Below are 13,613 nucleotides of genomic sequence, written 5' to 3' on the forward strand. Positions count from 1 at the left end.
GTGTCTCCTCTTCTCGTGCGGAACTTATCGGAAGTTCTCAGTTCACAGCTCACTCTATTCGAGCGATGACTTCGCCGACAGCCACCATGGCTCCGACGCTCGTCACCTGTGTCAGCGTCCCGGACGCGGGTGCCTGGACGCGCGTCTCCATCTTCATCGCGGACAAGACGGCGACATCGTCTCCCTCGGCCACTTCGGCGCCGTCGGCGACGAGATAGTCGACGAGGTTGCCGGGCACCGGAGCGCTCACCGCTCCCTTGGCCGCGGCGCCGCCTTCAGACCCCGCCGAACCGGTCGAGCCACCAGAACCACCGGTATCGTCAGGACCGCCGCCAGCAGTGCCGAAGGCTGCCCACAGTGCGGCCGGCAGGCCGAGTCGCCTCAGCTTTCCGTCGATCTCGATGTCCATCCGTGTCAGCGAGGACTCGGCGCTCGGCGCTGGACGCGGCTGCGTCGTCAGTCGGGGGAGGAGCTGTGTTTCGATCCACTGTGTGTGGATGCCGAGCTCCTCGGCGGTGAACGCCGGATCGGTGAGGATTTCCAGGGAACAGGGGAGGACTGTGGCCGGTCCCTCAACGTGCAGTTCCTTGGCTGCAGTGACCGTGCGCGCGATCGCAGAATCACGGTCGGGTCCGTGGACGATGAGTTTGGCGAACAGTGAGTCGAAGGCCGGTTGTACAGTGTCACCGGCGCGGACCCCGGCATCCCAGCGCACTCCGGGCCCACCCGGAGCAGTCAGAGAATCGATGCGGCCCGGCGTGGGCAGGAAACCTCGGCCGGGATCTTCGGCGTTGATGCGCAGCTCGATCGCATGTCCGTGTGGCTCGGGCGTCGAGGACAGGGACAGCCCTTTGTCGAAGGCGATGCGGAACTGTTCGGCGACGAGGTCGACCCCGGACACCGCCTCGGTGACGGGGTGCTCGACCTGCAGGCGAGTGTTAACCTCGAGGAAGGTCATCGTATCGTCTGCGGCGAGGAGGAACTCGACGGTGCCCGCGCCCCGATAGGCCACCTCGGCGCAGATGGCTTCGGCCGAACGGTGGAGACGCTCACGCTGATCGGCGCTGAGCCCGGGAGCCGGCGCCTCCTCGATGAGCTTCTGATTGCGGCGCTGGGCCGAACAGTCACGATCGCCGACTGCCACGACGCGGCCCTGACCGTCGCCGACGATCTGGACCTCGACGTGGCGGGGGCGTTCGAGGAATTTCTCGACGAAGCATTCTGAGCGCCCGAACGCTTCGACGGCCTCACGGGTGGCTGATTCGAAGGCATCGGCCACCTCGGCGAGGTCGTGGACGATCTTCATTCCGCGCCCGCCTCCGCCATGGGCGGCCTTGATGATGATCGGCAGACCGTGTTCGGCGGCGAACTCCTCGACCTCGGCGGCATCCTTCAGCGGTCGGTCGATGCCCGGAGCCAGCGGGGCGCCGACCTTCTGCGCCAGTTGGCGGGCGGTGACCTTGTCACCGAGTGCCGTGATCGTGTCCGCGGTGGGGCCGATCCAGATGAGTCCGGCATCCTCGACCGCGGCAGCGAAGTCGGCGTTCTCGGACAGGAATCCGTACCCGGGGTGGACGGCCTCGGCTCCCGATTTCTGCGCGGCTGCGATGATCGCGTCGATGTTGAGATAGGTCTCGGCGGCGCTGGTCCCCGGCAGGGAATAGGCTTCGTCGGCCAACTGGGTGTGCATGGCCTCGAGGTCCTGGTCCGCGTAGATCGCGACCGAGGTGTGCCCGTGATGCGAGCAGGCGCGGATGATGCGGACGGCGATTTCGCCGCGGTTGGCGATGAGGATCTTCGGCATGATTCAGTGTCCGTTCTCCGGTGAATGGTGGGTGTGGTCTGTGGTGGTGGCACCGTCGACAGCTACCGGCGAGGCGTCGGTGACGAAGCGGATCCTGACCCCGGGTGCCAACTGCGCGGCGAGGTCCGTGTCATCGACGCTGGCGATGATCGGATAGCCGCCGGTCAGCGGATGGTCGGGGCCGAACATCACCGGCTGTCCGTTGGGTGGGACCTGCAGCGCCCCGGTGACGGCCCCCTCGCTGGGCAGTTCTCCGGTGCGGGCTCGTTCGAGTGCGACCTCGCCGCTCAGTCTGAGGCCGACGCGATCGGATTCGTGCGTGACCGTCCATTCCTGGCTCAGCAGAGTCGTGACTCCCGCGTCGGTGAACCAGTCTTCGCGCGGTCCCAGGGTCACCGACAGTTTGATCGTCTCCCCAGGTGCGGGCAGGTGTCGCTCGTGGCCCGAGCCGTGGATCGCATCGACGAGATGAGGTGCCGACTCCGGTCGGTCCAGAGCGACCGTCGTGTCCGGCTCGAGGTGTGCCGGCCCGAGATGAGCCAGCGTGTCGCTCGAGGCGCTGCCCAGAGCAGTCTCCGAATCGATCCCACCCCGGAAGGCGACATAGATCCGGGTTCCGCGTTCGGCGGCGCCGAGTTCGAGTTCGTCCCCGTCTTCGAGTGAGAAGGCCTCGCCGAGGTGGTGCCGGTACGCGGTTCCACCGGCAGAGGTGACGGTGATCGTGGAGTGCGCCCCGGTCACAGCGGCCACACCGTGACCGCCGATGGCCAGTTTCGTGCCACCCCCGAAGCTCTCCAGCCCGGCCGCGGTCTCGGCGTTGCCGACCAGACGGTTGCCGGTGCGCAGCGCCTCGCGGTCGGCTGCTCCGGCGCTCGAGACTCCCATGGCCGCGAAGCCGGGACGTCCGAGATCCTGGATGAGCAGCTGCAGTCCGGGTCGGATGACCGTGATGGAATGCGCCGAGGCGGCGTCAGGCTGCGAGGCAGGCGCGGCCGATTGCGAGGATGAGCCAACCGTCACCGATTCCCGTTCGGCCTTGCGGAACTTCACCGTCGTCCCGGGCACGAACAGCGCCGGTGGTTCCCGGTCGAGGTCCCACAGCGTGGCGTCGGTGCGGCCGATGAGCTGCCAGCCGCCGGGGGAGGCCCGAGGATAGACCCCGGTGAATTCCCCTGCCAGGGCCACGGCTCCGACTGGAACCCGGGTGCGTGGTGAGGAGCGGCGGGGGACGTTGAAGATCGGATCGTCACCGGCCAGATATCCGAATCCGGGGGCGAACCCGGAGAATGCGACCTGCCAGGTCGCACGCTGATGCCGAGCGACCACCTCGGCGGTCGACAGCGACAGAAGTTCAGCCACCTCGGCGAGGTCCTCCCCGTCGTAGCGGACGTCGATCGTGACCTCACGGGACTCGGTCGAGCCCGCCCCGGTGTGCTCGAGCCTGCGGATCCGGTCAGTGAGCACCGACGCCGAGGTGCGGGCCGGGTTGAAGCGGATGAGCACCGTCCGTGCGGCCGGGATCAGCTCCTCGACGCCGTCGAGTTCGGCCGCCTGAAGGGCTTGATGCAGGTGCATTGTGGCGACAAGATCGGGGCATTCGACGAGGAGATGACGGCGGGAGGCGGTGTGGAAGTCAAGGTTGTCGATCATTGGCGAAAGGTGCCTTCCGGCGCGTCGGTGATGAACATCCGGCCCGGTGAGTGCGTGATCGCGAACGGTGGGGCCGAGGCTTGGATGGCGACCTGAGGAGTGACTCCGCAGGCCCAGAACACGGGAATGTCGCCGTCCTCGATCACCGGCGCGTCGCCGAAGTCGGGGGAGTCGAGGTCGGTGATGCCGATCTGCTCGGGTTCTCCGATGTGGACGGGACCACCGTGGACGGCGGGGAAGCGGTCGGTGATGGCCACCGCCTCGGCGACCTGTCGGGCGGGGATGGGGCGCATGGACACGACCATGTTCCCGTGGACCCGACCGGCGGGTCGGCAGGCGATCGAGGTGGAGTACATCGGCACGTTGCGGCCGGCTTCCTGGTGGCGGATCGGGATGCCCGCATCCAACAGACCGGTCTCGAAGGTGAAGCTGCATCCGATGAGGAAGGACACGAGGTCAGGATGCCGGGACCAGGCCTCGGTGGCGTCCGCGACTTCGTCGACGAGGGCACCGTTCTCCCACAGCCGGTAGCCGGGGATGTCGGTGCGCAGGTCACTGCCCGGCGCCAGCGCGGATTCGACCTGTCCGGGTTCGAGGACGTCGATGACCGGGCACGGTTTCGGGTTGCGTTGGGCGAAGAGCAGCATGTCGAAGGCCCAATCGGCAGGGACGGCGATGAGGTTGGCCTGGACCAGGCCAGGCGCCAGACCAGAGGTGGGTTCCGCGGAACCGGCCCGGATACGCTCACGGGCCTGCGCCCCAACCGAGGCCTCAGCCGATCCTTGCGCCCCGGCCGCAGTGCGGACCTCGTTCATCGACCGGCACCGGCGAAGGCAGCGATCCTCACGCCCGAGGACTCGAGGAGTTCGCGCGCGGCACGGGCCATGTCGATCGAGCCCTGGCTGTCGCCGTGGAAACAGATCGACTGGGCGTCGACGTCGACGAGGCTGCCGTCGATGGCCTCGACCTGTCCTGTCTGGACGAGTTTCAGGACGCGGGCAGCCACGGCCTCGGGGTCGTGGAGGACAGCGTTGGGCTCGGTGCGGGAGACTAAAGAGCCGTCGGGGTTGTAGGAGCGGTCGGCGAAGGCCTCGGCCGCAACCTTCAGCCCAGCCTCGGCGGCAACACGATTGGCCACGCTGCCGGCCAGGCCGAGGAACACAAGGCTGTCATCGACGGCCTTGACCGCATCGACGACGACCTTGGCCTGTGCCTCGTCACGGACGATCGCGTTGTAGAGGCCTCCGTGGGGTTTGACGTAGGCGACCGAGCCGCCGACAGCGGAGGTCAGGCCCAGAAGGGCACCAATCTGATACTCGACCTGGGCCTGCAGGGTCGCTGGCGGTACGTCGAGTGGGCGTCGACCGAAGCCTTCGTAGTCGTCGTAGCCAGGGTGGGCGCCGATGACGACTCCGCCTTTCGTTGCCGCAGCCAGGGTCTCTCGGATTCCCTCGGGGCTGCCGGCGTGGAAGCCGCACGAGACGTTGGCGCTGGTGACCAGACCCAGCATGGCCGAATCGTCGCTGACGACGCGGTCGGGAACGTTCTCCCCGAGGTCCGAATTGAGGTCGATGGTCACCGCGTCTGCGGCGTTCGTATCTGTGGCGTTCATTGTCACCCTCCGATTCCGATCATTGCGAAGATGGGCCCGACCGACTCAACGGCCGTGTACCACATCACCAGTGTTGCCGTGGTGCCGATGATCAGCAACCACTTGGGGTACTTGTCGACGCGCAGCAGCTGTGGTCTGAACCAGCCGATATACATGAAGATCGTCAGGCCAATCGGCAGGATGAGGCCGTTGAATCCGCCGACGAAGACGAGCAGGGTCGCCGGTGCTGTTCCGATGCTCAGGTAGACGATCAGCGACACGGCGATGAAGGCGACCGTGGCCAGCTGCAGTGGCCAGCCCTTGTCGAGGCGTTTGGAGAACGCGGACAGGAAGGTCGCCGAGGTGTAGGCCGCCCCGATCACCGAGCTCAGTGCCGCGGCCCAGAAGATGGCACCGAAGATGCGCATGCCCGCATCGCCGAGGACGGCGGCGAAGGCCTGGCCGGCAGGGTTGGCGACATCGCCGGACAGGTCGAGGGCGACGCCCGAGGCAACAACGCCGAGGATGGCCAGGAACAGAATATAGCGCATGACGCCGGTGACGAGGATGCCGGAGAGTGCCGAGCGCATCACCGAGGGGACGTGCTCCGGTCCGGTCTTGCCCGAGTCGAGATAGCGGTGGGCGCCTGAGTAGGTGATATAGCCGCCGACGCTTCCTCCGACGATGGTCGTGATGGTGGCGAAGTTGATCGTGTCGGGCAGGAAGCTCTGTTTGATCGCCTCGCCGACCGGTGGGTCGGAGACGATCGCGACGATGACGGTGAGGATGATCATTCCAACGCCGAGGACCATGACCACGGTGTCGACGACCTTGCCTGCGCGTTTGAACAGAAAGATGCCGATGGCCAGCACGCCGGTGAGCAGACCGCCGAGCTTCGGGTCGACGCCGAGGAGCGCGTTGAGGCCGAGGCCGCCGCCGGCGATGTTGCCGATGTTGAAGGCGAGTCCGCCGATGACGATGAGGATTGACAGGAGGATGCCCGTGCCCGGGATTGCGCTGGAGGCGAGCTGTGCGGCGCGTTTGCCCGAGGACGTGATCATACGCCAGACGTTGAGCTGGATGGCGATGTCGATGAGGATCGAAATGAAGATGGCGAAGGCGAAAGCTGCGCCCATCTGAGCGGTGAACGTCGCCGTCTGGGTGATGAACCCGGGGCCGATCGCCGAGGTGGCCATGAGGAAGATGGCGCCCAGGATTGCGCTGCGACTGACCTTCACTGGTTGTTTCGTGTCTTGATCTTGCGGCTGTGACATGGGATCTCCAAGTTGCCTGGTGTCTGGTCTGCTTCTCTGCGCGACACGGGACCAGCCACGGTGGTGGCCCCCATCACTTTCGGTGAAACGTTAGACAATCTAGCATGGATTGTTCAACAAGAATAGACTTGCATCACATCTCAGTTCAGGAATTGTCCTCACGATTCTGGGCTATTTGTTGCCCCGATCACTAGGATGGAACCGTGAACCACGAATCGTCCCTGGTCAATCAGCTCACCGGCCGCCTCATCGCCGGCGAGCTGCGTCCTGGCGCCCGCCTGTCCGAAGCTGCACTGGCGAAAGAGTTCGACGTCTCCCGAAACACGCTGCGGGAGGCCTTCCGCGTGCTGGGGGAGCAGGGGCTGGTCAATCACATCCCGCACCGTGGGGTCTCAGTGGCCTCGCCGAACACCTCCGACGTCATCGACATCTACCGGGTGCGTCGCCATATCGAATGCTCGGTGCTCGAGAACGCGCCGAACAACCACCCCGGCGCTGAGCAGATGCGCAGAGCAGTTGAGACCGCACACAGTGCCGCTGCCGCCGATGACTGGCTGCAAGTGGGAACGCTGAATATGTCGTTCCACAATGCCGTGGTCTCACTTTCGGACAGCTCCCGGCTGATGCGCTCGTTCGGAAACGTCCTCGCCGAGTTGCGCCTGGCCTTTCTCAAGGTCGAGGTTCTCGACTTCCTCCACGCGCCGTTCGTCGAACGCAACCAAGAGGTTCTCGACGCCTACCTGAATGAGAGCCCGAGGGAGGCGGCCGCGAAACTCGGTGCCTACCTCGGCGACTCCGAACGGCAGGTGCTCGGCGCCTATGCCCGGGCTGGCCAGGACTGAGGGATTCGGCCGCGATCGGCGCCTCAGGAGTCAGGGCCCAGCCTCGAAAATACACGCAGGGCCCGTTGATTCCCACCTGCTAAGCTCGAAGAGACGTGTTTGTGCAAATTGCATACGCCCATGCTGGCCCGGGGCCTGCATGTCTAACGGCAGATCAGACAGTGGTCGATCTGCAAGGAGTGCGCAATGAAATATGCACCATATCTCTGTCCCGACTGCTACGGCCGTCTCATTGACACCGCAGCTGTGACGGAACCCGGTGACGAAGCGAATCTGAGTCCCATGCTTGAGTGTGCAGACGGCTGCGGCGTGTCAGAAAGAGCGCTCAAGCCCTATAGAACGCGGATGAACGGCCGAGCCCGTTCCGCAGGCAAGGCACCGGTCCGATCCGCGACCAGGACGCCGGCTCGACGCCAGCAATAGCCGTCAGTCGTCTGCCAAGCGCAGACGGAAAAACAAACAAGAAACCGCCGTTCGGATCATCCGAACGGCGGTTTCTCAACTCTGTGCACCCCCGGGACTTGAACCCGGAACCCACTGATTAAGAGTCAGTTGCTCTACCAATTGAGCTAGAGGTGCGTGCCGCGCTTTCCGCGCAACGAGAATTAATATTACTCAGGTTCCCAGCCTTCATGCAAACTGAGAGCGGGTCATTTGAGGTTTTGTGAGGTAGCTCGCATACCTCCAGGTCAGAGGTACATCCCGGACCTCGGCTGCTCGGCAGGTTCCGAGATCGCGTGGACGTCACGCTCCCGCAGGAACACGTACGCCTGGCACTCAAGCTCCACCTCGGCGAGCTCCTCAGGGTCGTAGAGGACGGTATCGCCGAGGTTGGCCTGCCTCACCCGGATCCAGCAGCATCCGGTCGTGCAGCATTCGGATGGGAAGTGCGGCTTCAGCCACGCTTGCTGCGGCCGGAGACGCCGACGATCAGTGCCGCCACGCCGAGGACGGCGCTGACGCCGAGTGCAATCGCCTCGGGCTTGACCGAGCCTGACTCTTCGTCGATGACGGTCGACTTCGCCTTGTCGGCGGCGCGAGTGGCAAGGACCTTCGGGTGGACGCGGCCCACAAGTTCATCGATGTTGTCCGCGATGCGCTCTTCGCGCAGGCGAATCGATTCCGCCAGCTGCGTCGGTGACGCTGAGTCGACGGTCACATCTGAGGTGTAGACATTGTCAGTCATCGGGGCATGTCCTCCGGGTCGAGAATACATTCATGCACGTGACGGGATGCCACTGTGCCTCGTGTCAAGCTTAACCGCTTGATTCTCTCAGTGTCAGATATTGGATGCGGAGAGCCGGAAAGTCACGACGTCGACTTCTGCGTCCTCGGACATCGACGGATAGTGATTGTGCAGATTGGACACATATCCGTCGACGCTCGAGCCCTGCTTCAGCTGCAGGATCTGCGGCGTCAGCTCATCTATCCGGAATGTCTCCACAGAGGTGATGTCGACCGGCAGCGGCCCGTGGTCGGTGTGTTCGAAATAGGCCAGGGCAGGACCCGGAGAGTGGGACTCTTTCCACCTCACCGTCAAAGTCTTCTTCGCCGAGGCGGTGGCGTCGTAATACCGGGCGTGGAACCTCAAGAGGCGTTGCGGTGCCGAATCTGGGTGACGGTAGTAATAGGGGAGGAGGACGGAGATCGAAGCGGTCTGGGCAGACGCCGCAGGGTCCGGTCCGGGGAAGACGACGAGCGCGTCGGGGTGAAGGTCGAGAATGACCTGACGGCAGCGCCCGCACGGTGAAAGCAGGCCCCGATCGCCAGCCCCAGCGGCTGCGATCGTCACCAATGGCCCCGCTCCGGCGGCAGCCGCGTTGCCGATGACGACGAGTTCTGCACAGGGGCCGCCGTTGAAGTGGTGGACGTTGACGCCGGTGTGGATGTGACCGTGTGTGTCCATCGCGGCAGCGGCCACAGTGTGGTTCTCGTTCGTGCCCAGGGTGGCAGCCAGCGACTCTGCGGCAGCGACGACCTGCAGTTCTGACTCGTAGAGGTTCATGCTGCGATCTTAAGGCAGCGAACCGGCTCAGCTCTGTTTGTTGCGACGTCCGACGAGCCAGATGATGAAGCCGACGGCGGCCATGCCGAAGGCGGCGAGGATGAAGATCGGCCACGAACTCGAAATGGTCGACACGATCGACTCCCCGAATGAGGTCGACGGCGGTTTGTCGCTGCGAGGCTCCGGCGTGTTGCCTCCGGTGATGAGGTCCGTGTCATCGTCGGGCACAGGAGTGTCAGGATTCTGCGGGACCGGATCTGAGTAGTCAGGAGGAGGGGAGGAGTCGTTTCCGGGCATCCAGTCGTTGCCGACATCACCTGGAATCTCATCACGTGTATCGGATGAACCATTTCCGGTCGCCGGGTCTGGTGTGGTCTGATCCCCGTCTGGCCCGTCATCGCCCGACGTTGATCCGGAACCGTCCTTGTCGGCCGAGTCCTTGTCGTCCTTGTCCGAGTCGCCTTTGTCGTCCGAGCTGCCGGAATCGGAGCCGTCTGATGTCGACGAGGAATCGGAATCCGCGGTCTGCTTGGCCGAATCTGCATCGGCTGACGACGACGAGTCGGCGTCCTTCTCATCAGCCTCTGCTGAGTCTGAGGAATCGGAGTCTGACGATGATTCGCTCGTCGAGTCCGACGAGGTGTTGGAATCCGAAGTGTCGCCGGCAGAGGCGTCGGCTTCTGTGCCGTCTGCATCCGATTCGGAATCGGTGGAAGCAGTCAGGTCTGCGTCATTGGACGAATCCTTGTTGGCACCGTCATCGGTGCTGTCGGCGTTGTCTGTGCCGCTCTTGTCAGCCGTACCATCGTCGCCAGCAGTTTGATCCGAGTTCGCGCCGGCCGTGGACCCGCCGTCGCTGTCGTCCGTGTATGGGTCACCGTCGACTATGATTTTGTCGCCGTCGGAGGTGAAGGTCCACTGCGGGTCGTCTTCGAAGTGTTCGAAGACCATCGGCTCGTCGGGGTTGTCGGGGTTGTCGGGATCGACGACCTCACCGTCCTCATTGAGCATGAACGTGGTGGGCACGTCTTCATCGGCCGCCGGTGGCACTGGGTTTCCGCTGTCATCGGTTTCGCCTTCTGCCTCGGCGCCGTCAGCAGATGCTGATGAGTCAGACGTCGACGCGGAACTGGATGAACTCTGCGGCGGCACTACACCGCGATAGTCGGGCCCGGGCCCTTCGAAGGGTACGCCGATCCAGCTGTCGGGCAGGTCTTCCGATGCTGAAATCCGAATGGTGTGTTTAGAGGCGTTCCATGTCGTGTCGAGCGGATCCTCGACAGCGCACGGCTTGTCCTCGTCGGCGTCGGCATCTGCCTCGGTTGCGTCGTCTTCAGGGTCGCAGGCGGGATCCGTCTCGTCGTCGTCTTTTCCGTCGTCGGGGTTCTCATTCGCCCCGGCGTTGTCATCCGCGTCGGCGGTGTCCGTGGAGCCGGCCCCGGCATCGTCGGTTTCACCGGAGTCGTCGGCGGTCGCCACTTCGCCACCTTCGGGGGACCCGTCGGGATCAGCCGTACTCGATGCCTCGGCTTCAGCAGGTGGAGTGGGCAAGAGGCCCGCATGAGCGGGAGCGATTGTGCCTGTGATCGGCAGGAACACGAGGGCAAGAGCAGTACCGAGGGCGGCCGCTGTGCGGCTGAGCTCGTGTGTGACTGGCACTGTGTTCCTTCGCGGTGGGGGCTCCGGCATCAAACATACAAGGGGACATGACGGTCGGGCACGTCGCAGTCCATCCTAATGGCTACGCCAATGGTGAGAAAGTCACGGGCTATTTATCGCTCGTTTCGGACTTCTTGTCGTAGGCCCGGATCGTCGAATCGGTGCCGTCGACGATGGCGGTGTTGCCGTCATCGGTCAGTGCCAGCAGATTGGTGTCCGTGCGGTAGGCGTGCTTGCCGGCCAGGAGGCAGGAGTCGTCGTTGTCGACGGTGCAGGGGACAATCGTGCCACGCGGTTCAGACAGGTGAATGTCCTTGCTGGAGGTGTCCATGAGCAGCAGCCCGGACTCCAGGTCGAAGAGGTACGGGCCGATGTAGGCCCGCTTTCCGCCCTGGCCGCGCACCCATGACATCTCGCCGACGATGTCGGTCGTGGTAGTCACTGTCGACAGGATGGAACCGTCCTCCAGGGAATGGACGACGAGCTGGATGCGGTGCCCGGAATTCGTTGAGGCCCCCTGCTCGCCCCACAGTGTGATCGCCTTGCCATGGCCGGCGGAGACCCATTTGATGATTTGGAGTTCATCGGCTGGGGCTTCGAGTTTGATGGACCGTTCATCGCCGGTCTCGATGTTCTTCGCCTTGACCGGACCGTTCCAGTCCGAGCTGAAGAGCTCGTCGTTCTCGATCGCCATCGGGGTTGACCCTGATGCTGGCGTCGGAACGTCGACGAGACCGTCGGTGCCGAACGTGGACAGCTTGTTGCCCGACTTGACGAGGACGCTGGTGCCGGCTGATGTGATGCGAGCCTTCTCCGGCAGCTCGTAGCTCTGGGGCTCGTCCTCCCCGTCGATGAGGGCCTTGGCCGTGTCACCGGCCTGCCACAGCAGTGCGGGCTTGCCGTCGATGATCGTGTCGACGGCGAACGTGGGGGCTTCGCTGGTCTTTCCCGAGTATCGAGTCTTGCCCGTGTCGGAGTCGAGGACCTGGAGCTTGTCCCCGTCGACGACGAGCACGCCGCGATCCGAGGCTGTCACCGAGGCGTCCTGGGGGATTTTCGTCTCCCACCGAGGCGAGTTGTCGAAGCCAGGGACGACATCGTCGGTCTTCTCGACCGAGAGCTCGGAGGCCGGGTTGATCTGCTCCTCCGATTCGATCGTCTGCGGTGAGTCCCGGGAACCGGCGGGGACGATATTCGGGATGACGAACGCCCCGATCATCAGGATCACGATGCCGATGAGCACGAGGCCGGGAACGGTGATCTTCTTGAGTTGTTGGGGTCGGGTCTGCGCGGAGCGCTTGTGCACCTGGGACCTTTTCACCTGAGTCCGCTTCACCGTCGGAGCCGAGGGTGCGGCCGGTCCGGAGAACCGGGTTCCTAGGGGATATTCCTCCCCGGCCCCCGCCTCGGCGTCGTCCTTCTGCGGTGAGTTCTGCGGCTGTGACGGATCAGCGGATTCAGCGCCCATCGCCGAGGCGGTCGTGGCCCCATCCGCCGACGTGTCCTCGTTCGGCGCTGCAGCTGCAGCCGACGAGGTGGATTCCTCAGGGGGAGCGGTGGGTTCCTCGGGGGAGTGGGAGGAGCAGAAGATGCCGAAGCGGCGGGGGCGATCTTGCCGGTCTCGTCGAGGACAACCTCGACTTCCTGTTTGCCGTCGTCGATGGTCACGGGCACTTGGGTCGCAGTCTCCCTGGCATAGTCGCCAAGGTAGGTCATGGCCTGTCCGGTGTCGGAGTAGCGACTCGTCGCCCCATTGAGGGTGAGGTAGGTGAACCCGTCTTCAGAGACGGAGATCAGCGCACGAGCCATGTACAGGGTTCCTTGAGCAGTATCGACGATGGGGCCGAGACAATACTATTGAATATGATCAGGTGCTCCTACCGTTTTACCGAAACCGTTATACATCGCTACTGAATCGTTGCACGTCAGGAGATCTGTGTCTCATTGTGCACCATAAGCGCTGAGAGTTTGCCCGGGTGCCTGAGTGAGGTTAGGATGTATCTTGCTGTCTGCACCTGGTGCAGCGCATGTGGTGGGTATAGCTCAGTTGGTAGAGCGCCGCGTTGTGGTCGCGGATGTCGCGGGTTCAAGTCCCGTTACTCACCCCGCACCGAGAAGCCCCGGAGTCCTCGAGCAGTCAAGGATTCCGGGGCTCTTCTCATTCCTGTTCCTCTTTCAGCTGATCACAGGGCCATTCCCTGGACTTCTGTCGGCGAAGTGACAATACTCGGTCTCAGGTTCCTTCTTCGTGAAGGACCCGATCTGTGAATCATGATTCGACGAACAGGAGACGGTTTATGAATACCCCAGAGAGCATTGCCTACACCGCAAAGGCCGAGATCACCGGAGGCCGTGACGGTCACGGAGCTACCGATGACAAGGCAGTCGACGTCGACCTGCGCACACCCAAGGAGATGGGCGGACCCGGTGGAGGAGCGAATCCGGAACAGCTCTTCGCCGTCGGCTACGGAGCCTGCTTCCAGGGCGCGATGGGCCTGGCCGGCAAGGAGCTCGGGGTCGACACCTCGAAGTCCGTTGTCAACTCCGAAGTCGGAATCGGCAAGGAGGGGGAGAGCTTCGGTATCAGCGTCAAGCTCACCGTGACCATCCCCGGCGTCGACCAGGACACCGCTCAGAAGGTCGTCGACCGCACCCACGAACTGTGCCCCTACTCGAAGGCCACTCGCGGAAACATTCCGGTCGAGCTCGTCGTCAACGGCTCCTGACCATCAGCTTCTGACCATGTCGGCACCCGAGGAATGCATCCCGGGTGCCGACATGCGTTATG

General features: G+C 64.1%; 13 protein-coding genes and 2 tRNA genes. 3 read left to right on the plus strand and 12 right to left on the minus strand.

Annotated features, from left to right (window positions below; genetic code table 11):
- Positions 1–49: 49 nt before the first annotated feature.
- From BLT92_RS15540 to BLT92_RS15560, 5 genes are read right to left on the minus strand one after another with little or no spacing between them, the layout of a single operon-like run.
- The gene (locus BLT92_RS15540; RefSeq protein WP_092106998.1) at positions 50–1,804 is read right to left on the minus strand and encodes an acetyl/propionyl/methylcrotonyl-CoA carboxylase subunit alpha; all 1,755 of its coding nucleotides are present in this window, start codon (positions 1,802–1,804) and stop codon (positions 50–52) included.
- Between the two features lie 3 nt (positions 1,805–1,807).
- Entirely contained in the window at positions 1,808–3,454 is a 1,647-nt protein-coding gene (locus tag BLT92_RS15545; protein WP_092107000.1) for a 5-oxoprolinase subunit B/C family protein, read from the minus strand.
- Positions 3,451–4,269 carry a putative hydro-lyase gene (locus tag BLT92_RS15550; protein WP_092107002.1) on the minus strand — a complete coding sequence of 273 codons (819 nt, stop codon included), beginning with the start codon at positions 4,267–4,269 and terminating at the stop codon, positions 3,451–3,453. Before BLT92_RS15550 ends, BLT92_RS15545 begins: the two co-directional genes overlap by 4 nt.
- Positions 4,266–5,066 (minus strand): LamB/YcsF family protein, encoded by an 801-nt coding sequence (locus BLT92_RS15555; protein WP_092107004.1) that lies wholly within the window; start codon positions 5,064–5,066, stop codon positions 4,266–4,268. The genes BLT92_RS15550 and BLT92_RS15555 overlap by 4 nt, the downstream gene beginning before the upstream one ends.
- A 2-nt stretch (positions 5,067–5,068) precedes the next feature.
- On the minus strand, positions 5,069–6,319 hold the full coding sequence (locus BLT92_RS15560) for an NRAMP family divalent metal transporter (protein WP_172802609.1): 1,251 nt from the start codon (positions 6,317–6,319) through the stop codon (positions 5,069–5,071).
- Between the two features lie 203 nt (positions 6,320–6,522).
- Here BLT92_RS15560 and BLT92_RS15565 point away from each other — a divergent pair, with 203 nt between their 5' ends.
- Complete coding sequence (locus tag BLT92_RS15565) at positions 6,523–7,161, plus strand: GntR family transcriptional regulator (RefSeq protein ID WP_092107008.1); 639 nt, start codon at positions 6,523–6,525, stop codon at positions 7,159–7,161.
- A 507-nt stretch (positions 7,162–7,668) separates the two neighbouring features.
- Here BLT92_RS15565 and BLT92_RS15570 read toward each other — a convergent pair.
- The 7 genes from BLT92_RS15570 to BLT92_RS20945 form a co-directional block, all read right to left on the minus strand.
- Positions 7,669–7,740, minus strand: a tRNA-Lys gene (locus BLT92_RS15570).
- 110 nt (positions 7,741–7,850) lie between these two features.
- Entirely contained in the window at positions 7,851–8,006 is a 156-nt protein-coding gene (locus tag BLT92_RS15575; protein ID WP_331712210.1) for a hypothetical protein, read from the minus strand.
- 50 nt (positions 8,007–8,056) lie between these two features.
- Positions 8,057–8,347, minus strand: coding sequence for a DUF3618 domain-containing protein (locus tag BLT92_RS15580; RefSeq protein WP_092107010.1), 291 nt, complete (start codon positions 8,345–8,347; stop codon positions 8,057–8,059).
- A 93-nt stretch (positions 8,348–8,440) separates the two neighbouring features.
- Positions 8,441–9,166: an ASCH domain-containing protein gene (locus tag BLT92_RS15585; protein ID WP_092107012.1), complete on the minus strand. Its 726-nt coding sequence runs from the start codon at positions 9,164–9,166 to the stop codon at positions 8,441–8,443.
- Positions 9,167–9,193: 27 nt separating this feature from the next.
- On the minus strand, positions 9,194–10,825 hold the full coding sequence (locus BLT92_RS15590; RefSeq protein ID WP_092107014.1) for a hypothetical protein: 1,632 nt from the start codon (positions 10,823–10,825) through the stop codon (positions 9,194–9,196).
- Positions 10,826–10,934: 109 nt separating this feature from the next.
- A complete protein-coding gene (locus BLT92_RS15595) occupies positions 10,935–12,293 on the minus strand; it encodes a hypothetical protein (protein WP_231938874.1) in 1,359 nt (452 codons plus the stop codon).
- Positions 12,203–12,634 (minus strand): hypothetical protein, encoded by a 432-nt coding sequence (locus BLT92_RS20945; protein ID WP_231938875.1) that lies wholly within the window; start codon positions 12,632–12,634, stop codon positions 12,203–12,205. Before BLT92_RS20945 ends, BLT92_RS15595 begins: the two co-directional genes overlap by 91 nt.
- A gap of 223 nt (positions 12,635–12,857) precedes the next feature.
- Here BLT92_RS20945 and BLT92_RS15600 point away from each other — a divergent pair.
- Both BLT92_RS15600 and BLT92_RS15605 read left to right on the plus strand, forming a co-directional pair.
- Positions 12,858–12,930: transfer RNA gene (locus BLT92_RS15600), tRNA-His, on the plus strand.
- Positions 12,931–13,122: 192 nt separating this feature from the next.
- Positions 13,123–13,551 (plus strand): organic hydroperoxide resistance protein, encoded by a 429-nt coding sequence (locus BLT92_RS15605; RefSeq protein WP_092107016.1) that lies wholly within the window; start codon positions 13,123–13,125, stop codon positions 13,549–13,551.
- The last annotated feature ends 62 nt before the right edge of the window (positions 13,552–13,613 follow it).

This window comes from Brevibacterium picturae, from assembly GCF_900105045.1.
Taxonomy (GTDB): Bacteria; Actinomycetota; Actinomycetes; order Actinomycetales; family Brevibacteriaceae; genus Brevibacterium; species Brevibacterium picturae.

What these genes read in the sequence shown, in the direction of transcription:
- BLT92_RS15595 (WP_231938874.1), bottom strand. Translation starts at nt 12,293, where the DNA reads ATGGGCGCTGAATCCGCTGATCCGTCACAGCCGCAGAACTCACCGCAG.
- BLT92_RS15560 (WP_172802609.1), bottom strand. Translation starts at nt 6,319, where the DNA reads ATGTCACAGCCGCAAGATCAAGACACGAAACAACCAGTGAAGGTCAGT.
- BLT92_RS15605 (WP_092107016.1), top strand. Translation starts at nt 13,123, where the DNA reads ATGAATACCCCAGAGAGCATTGCCTACACCGCAAAGGCCGAGATCACC.
- BLT92_RS15580 (WP_092107010.1), bottom strand. Translation starts at nt 8,347, where the DNA reads ATGACTGACAATGTCTACACCTCAGATGTGACCGTCGACTCAGCGTCA.
- BLT92_RS15585 (WP_092107012.1), bottom strand. Translation starts at nt 9,166, where the DNA reads ATGAACCTCTACGAGTCAGAACTGCAGGTCGTCGCTGCCGCAGAGTCG.
- BLT92_RS20945 (WP_231938875.1), bottom strand. Translation starts at nt 12,634, where the DNA reads ATGGCTCGTGCGCTGATCTCCGTCTCTGAAGACGGGTTCACCTACCTC.
- BLT92_RS15555 (WP_092107004.1), bottom strand. Translation starts at nt 5,066, where the DNA reads ATGAACGCCACAGATACGAACGCCGCAGACGCGGTGACCATCGACCTC.
- BLT92_RS15545 (WP_092107000.1), bottom strand. Translation starts at nt 3,454, where the DNA reads ATGATCGACAACCTTGACTTCCACACCGCCTCCCGCCGTCATCTCCTC.
- BLT92_RS15540 (WP_092106998.1), bottom strand. Translation starts at nt 1,804, where the DNA reads ATGCCGAAGATCCTCATCGCCAACCGCGGCGAAATCGCCGTCCGCATC.
- BLT92_RS15550 (WP_092107002.1), bottom strand. Translation starts at nt 4,269, where the DNA reads ATGAACGAGGTCCGCACTGCGGCCGGGGCGCAAGGATCGGCTGAGGCC.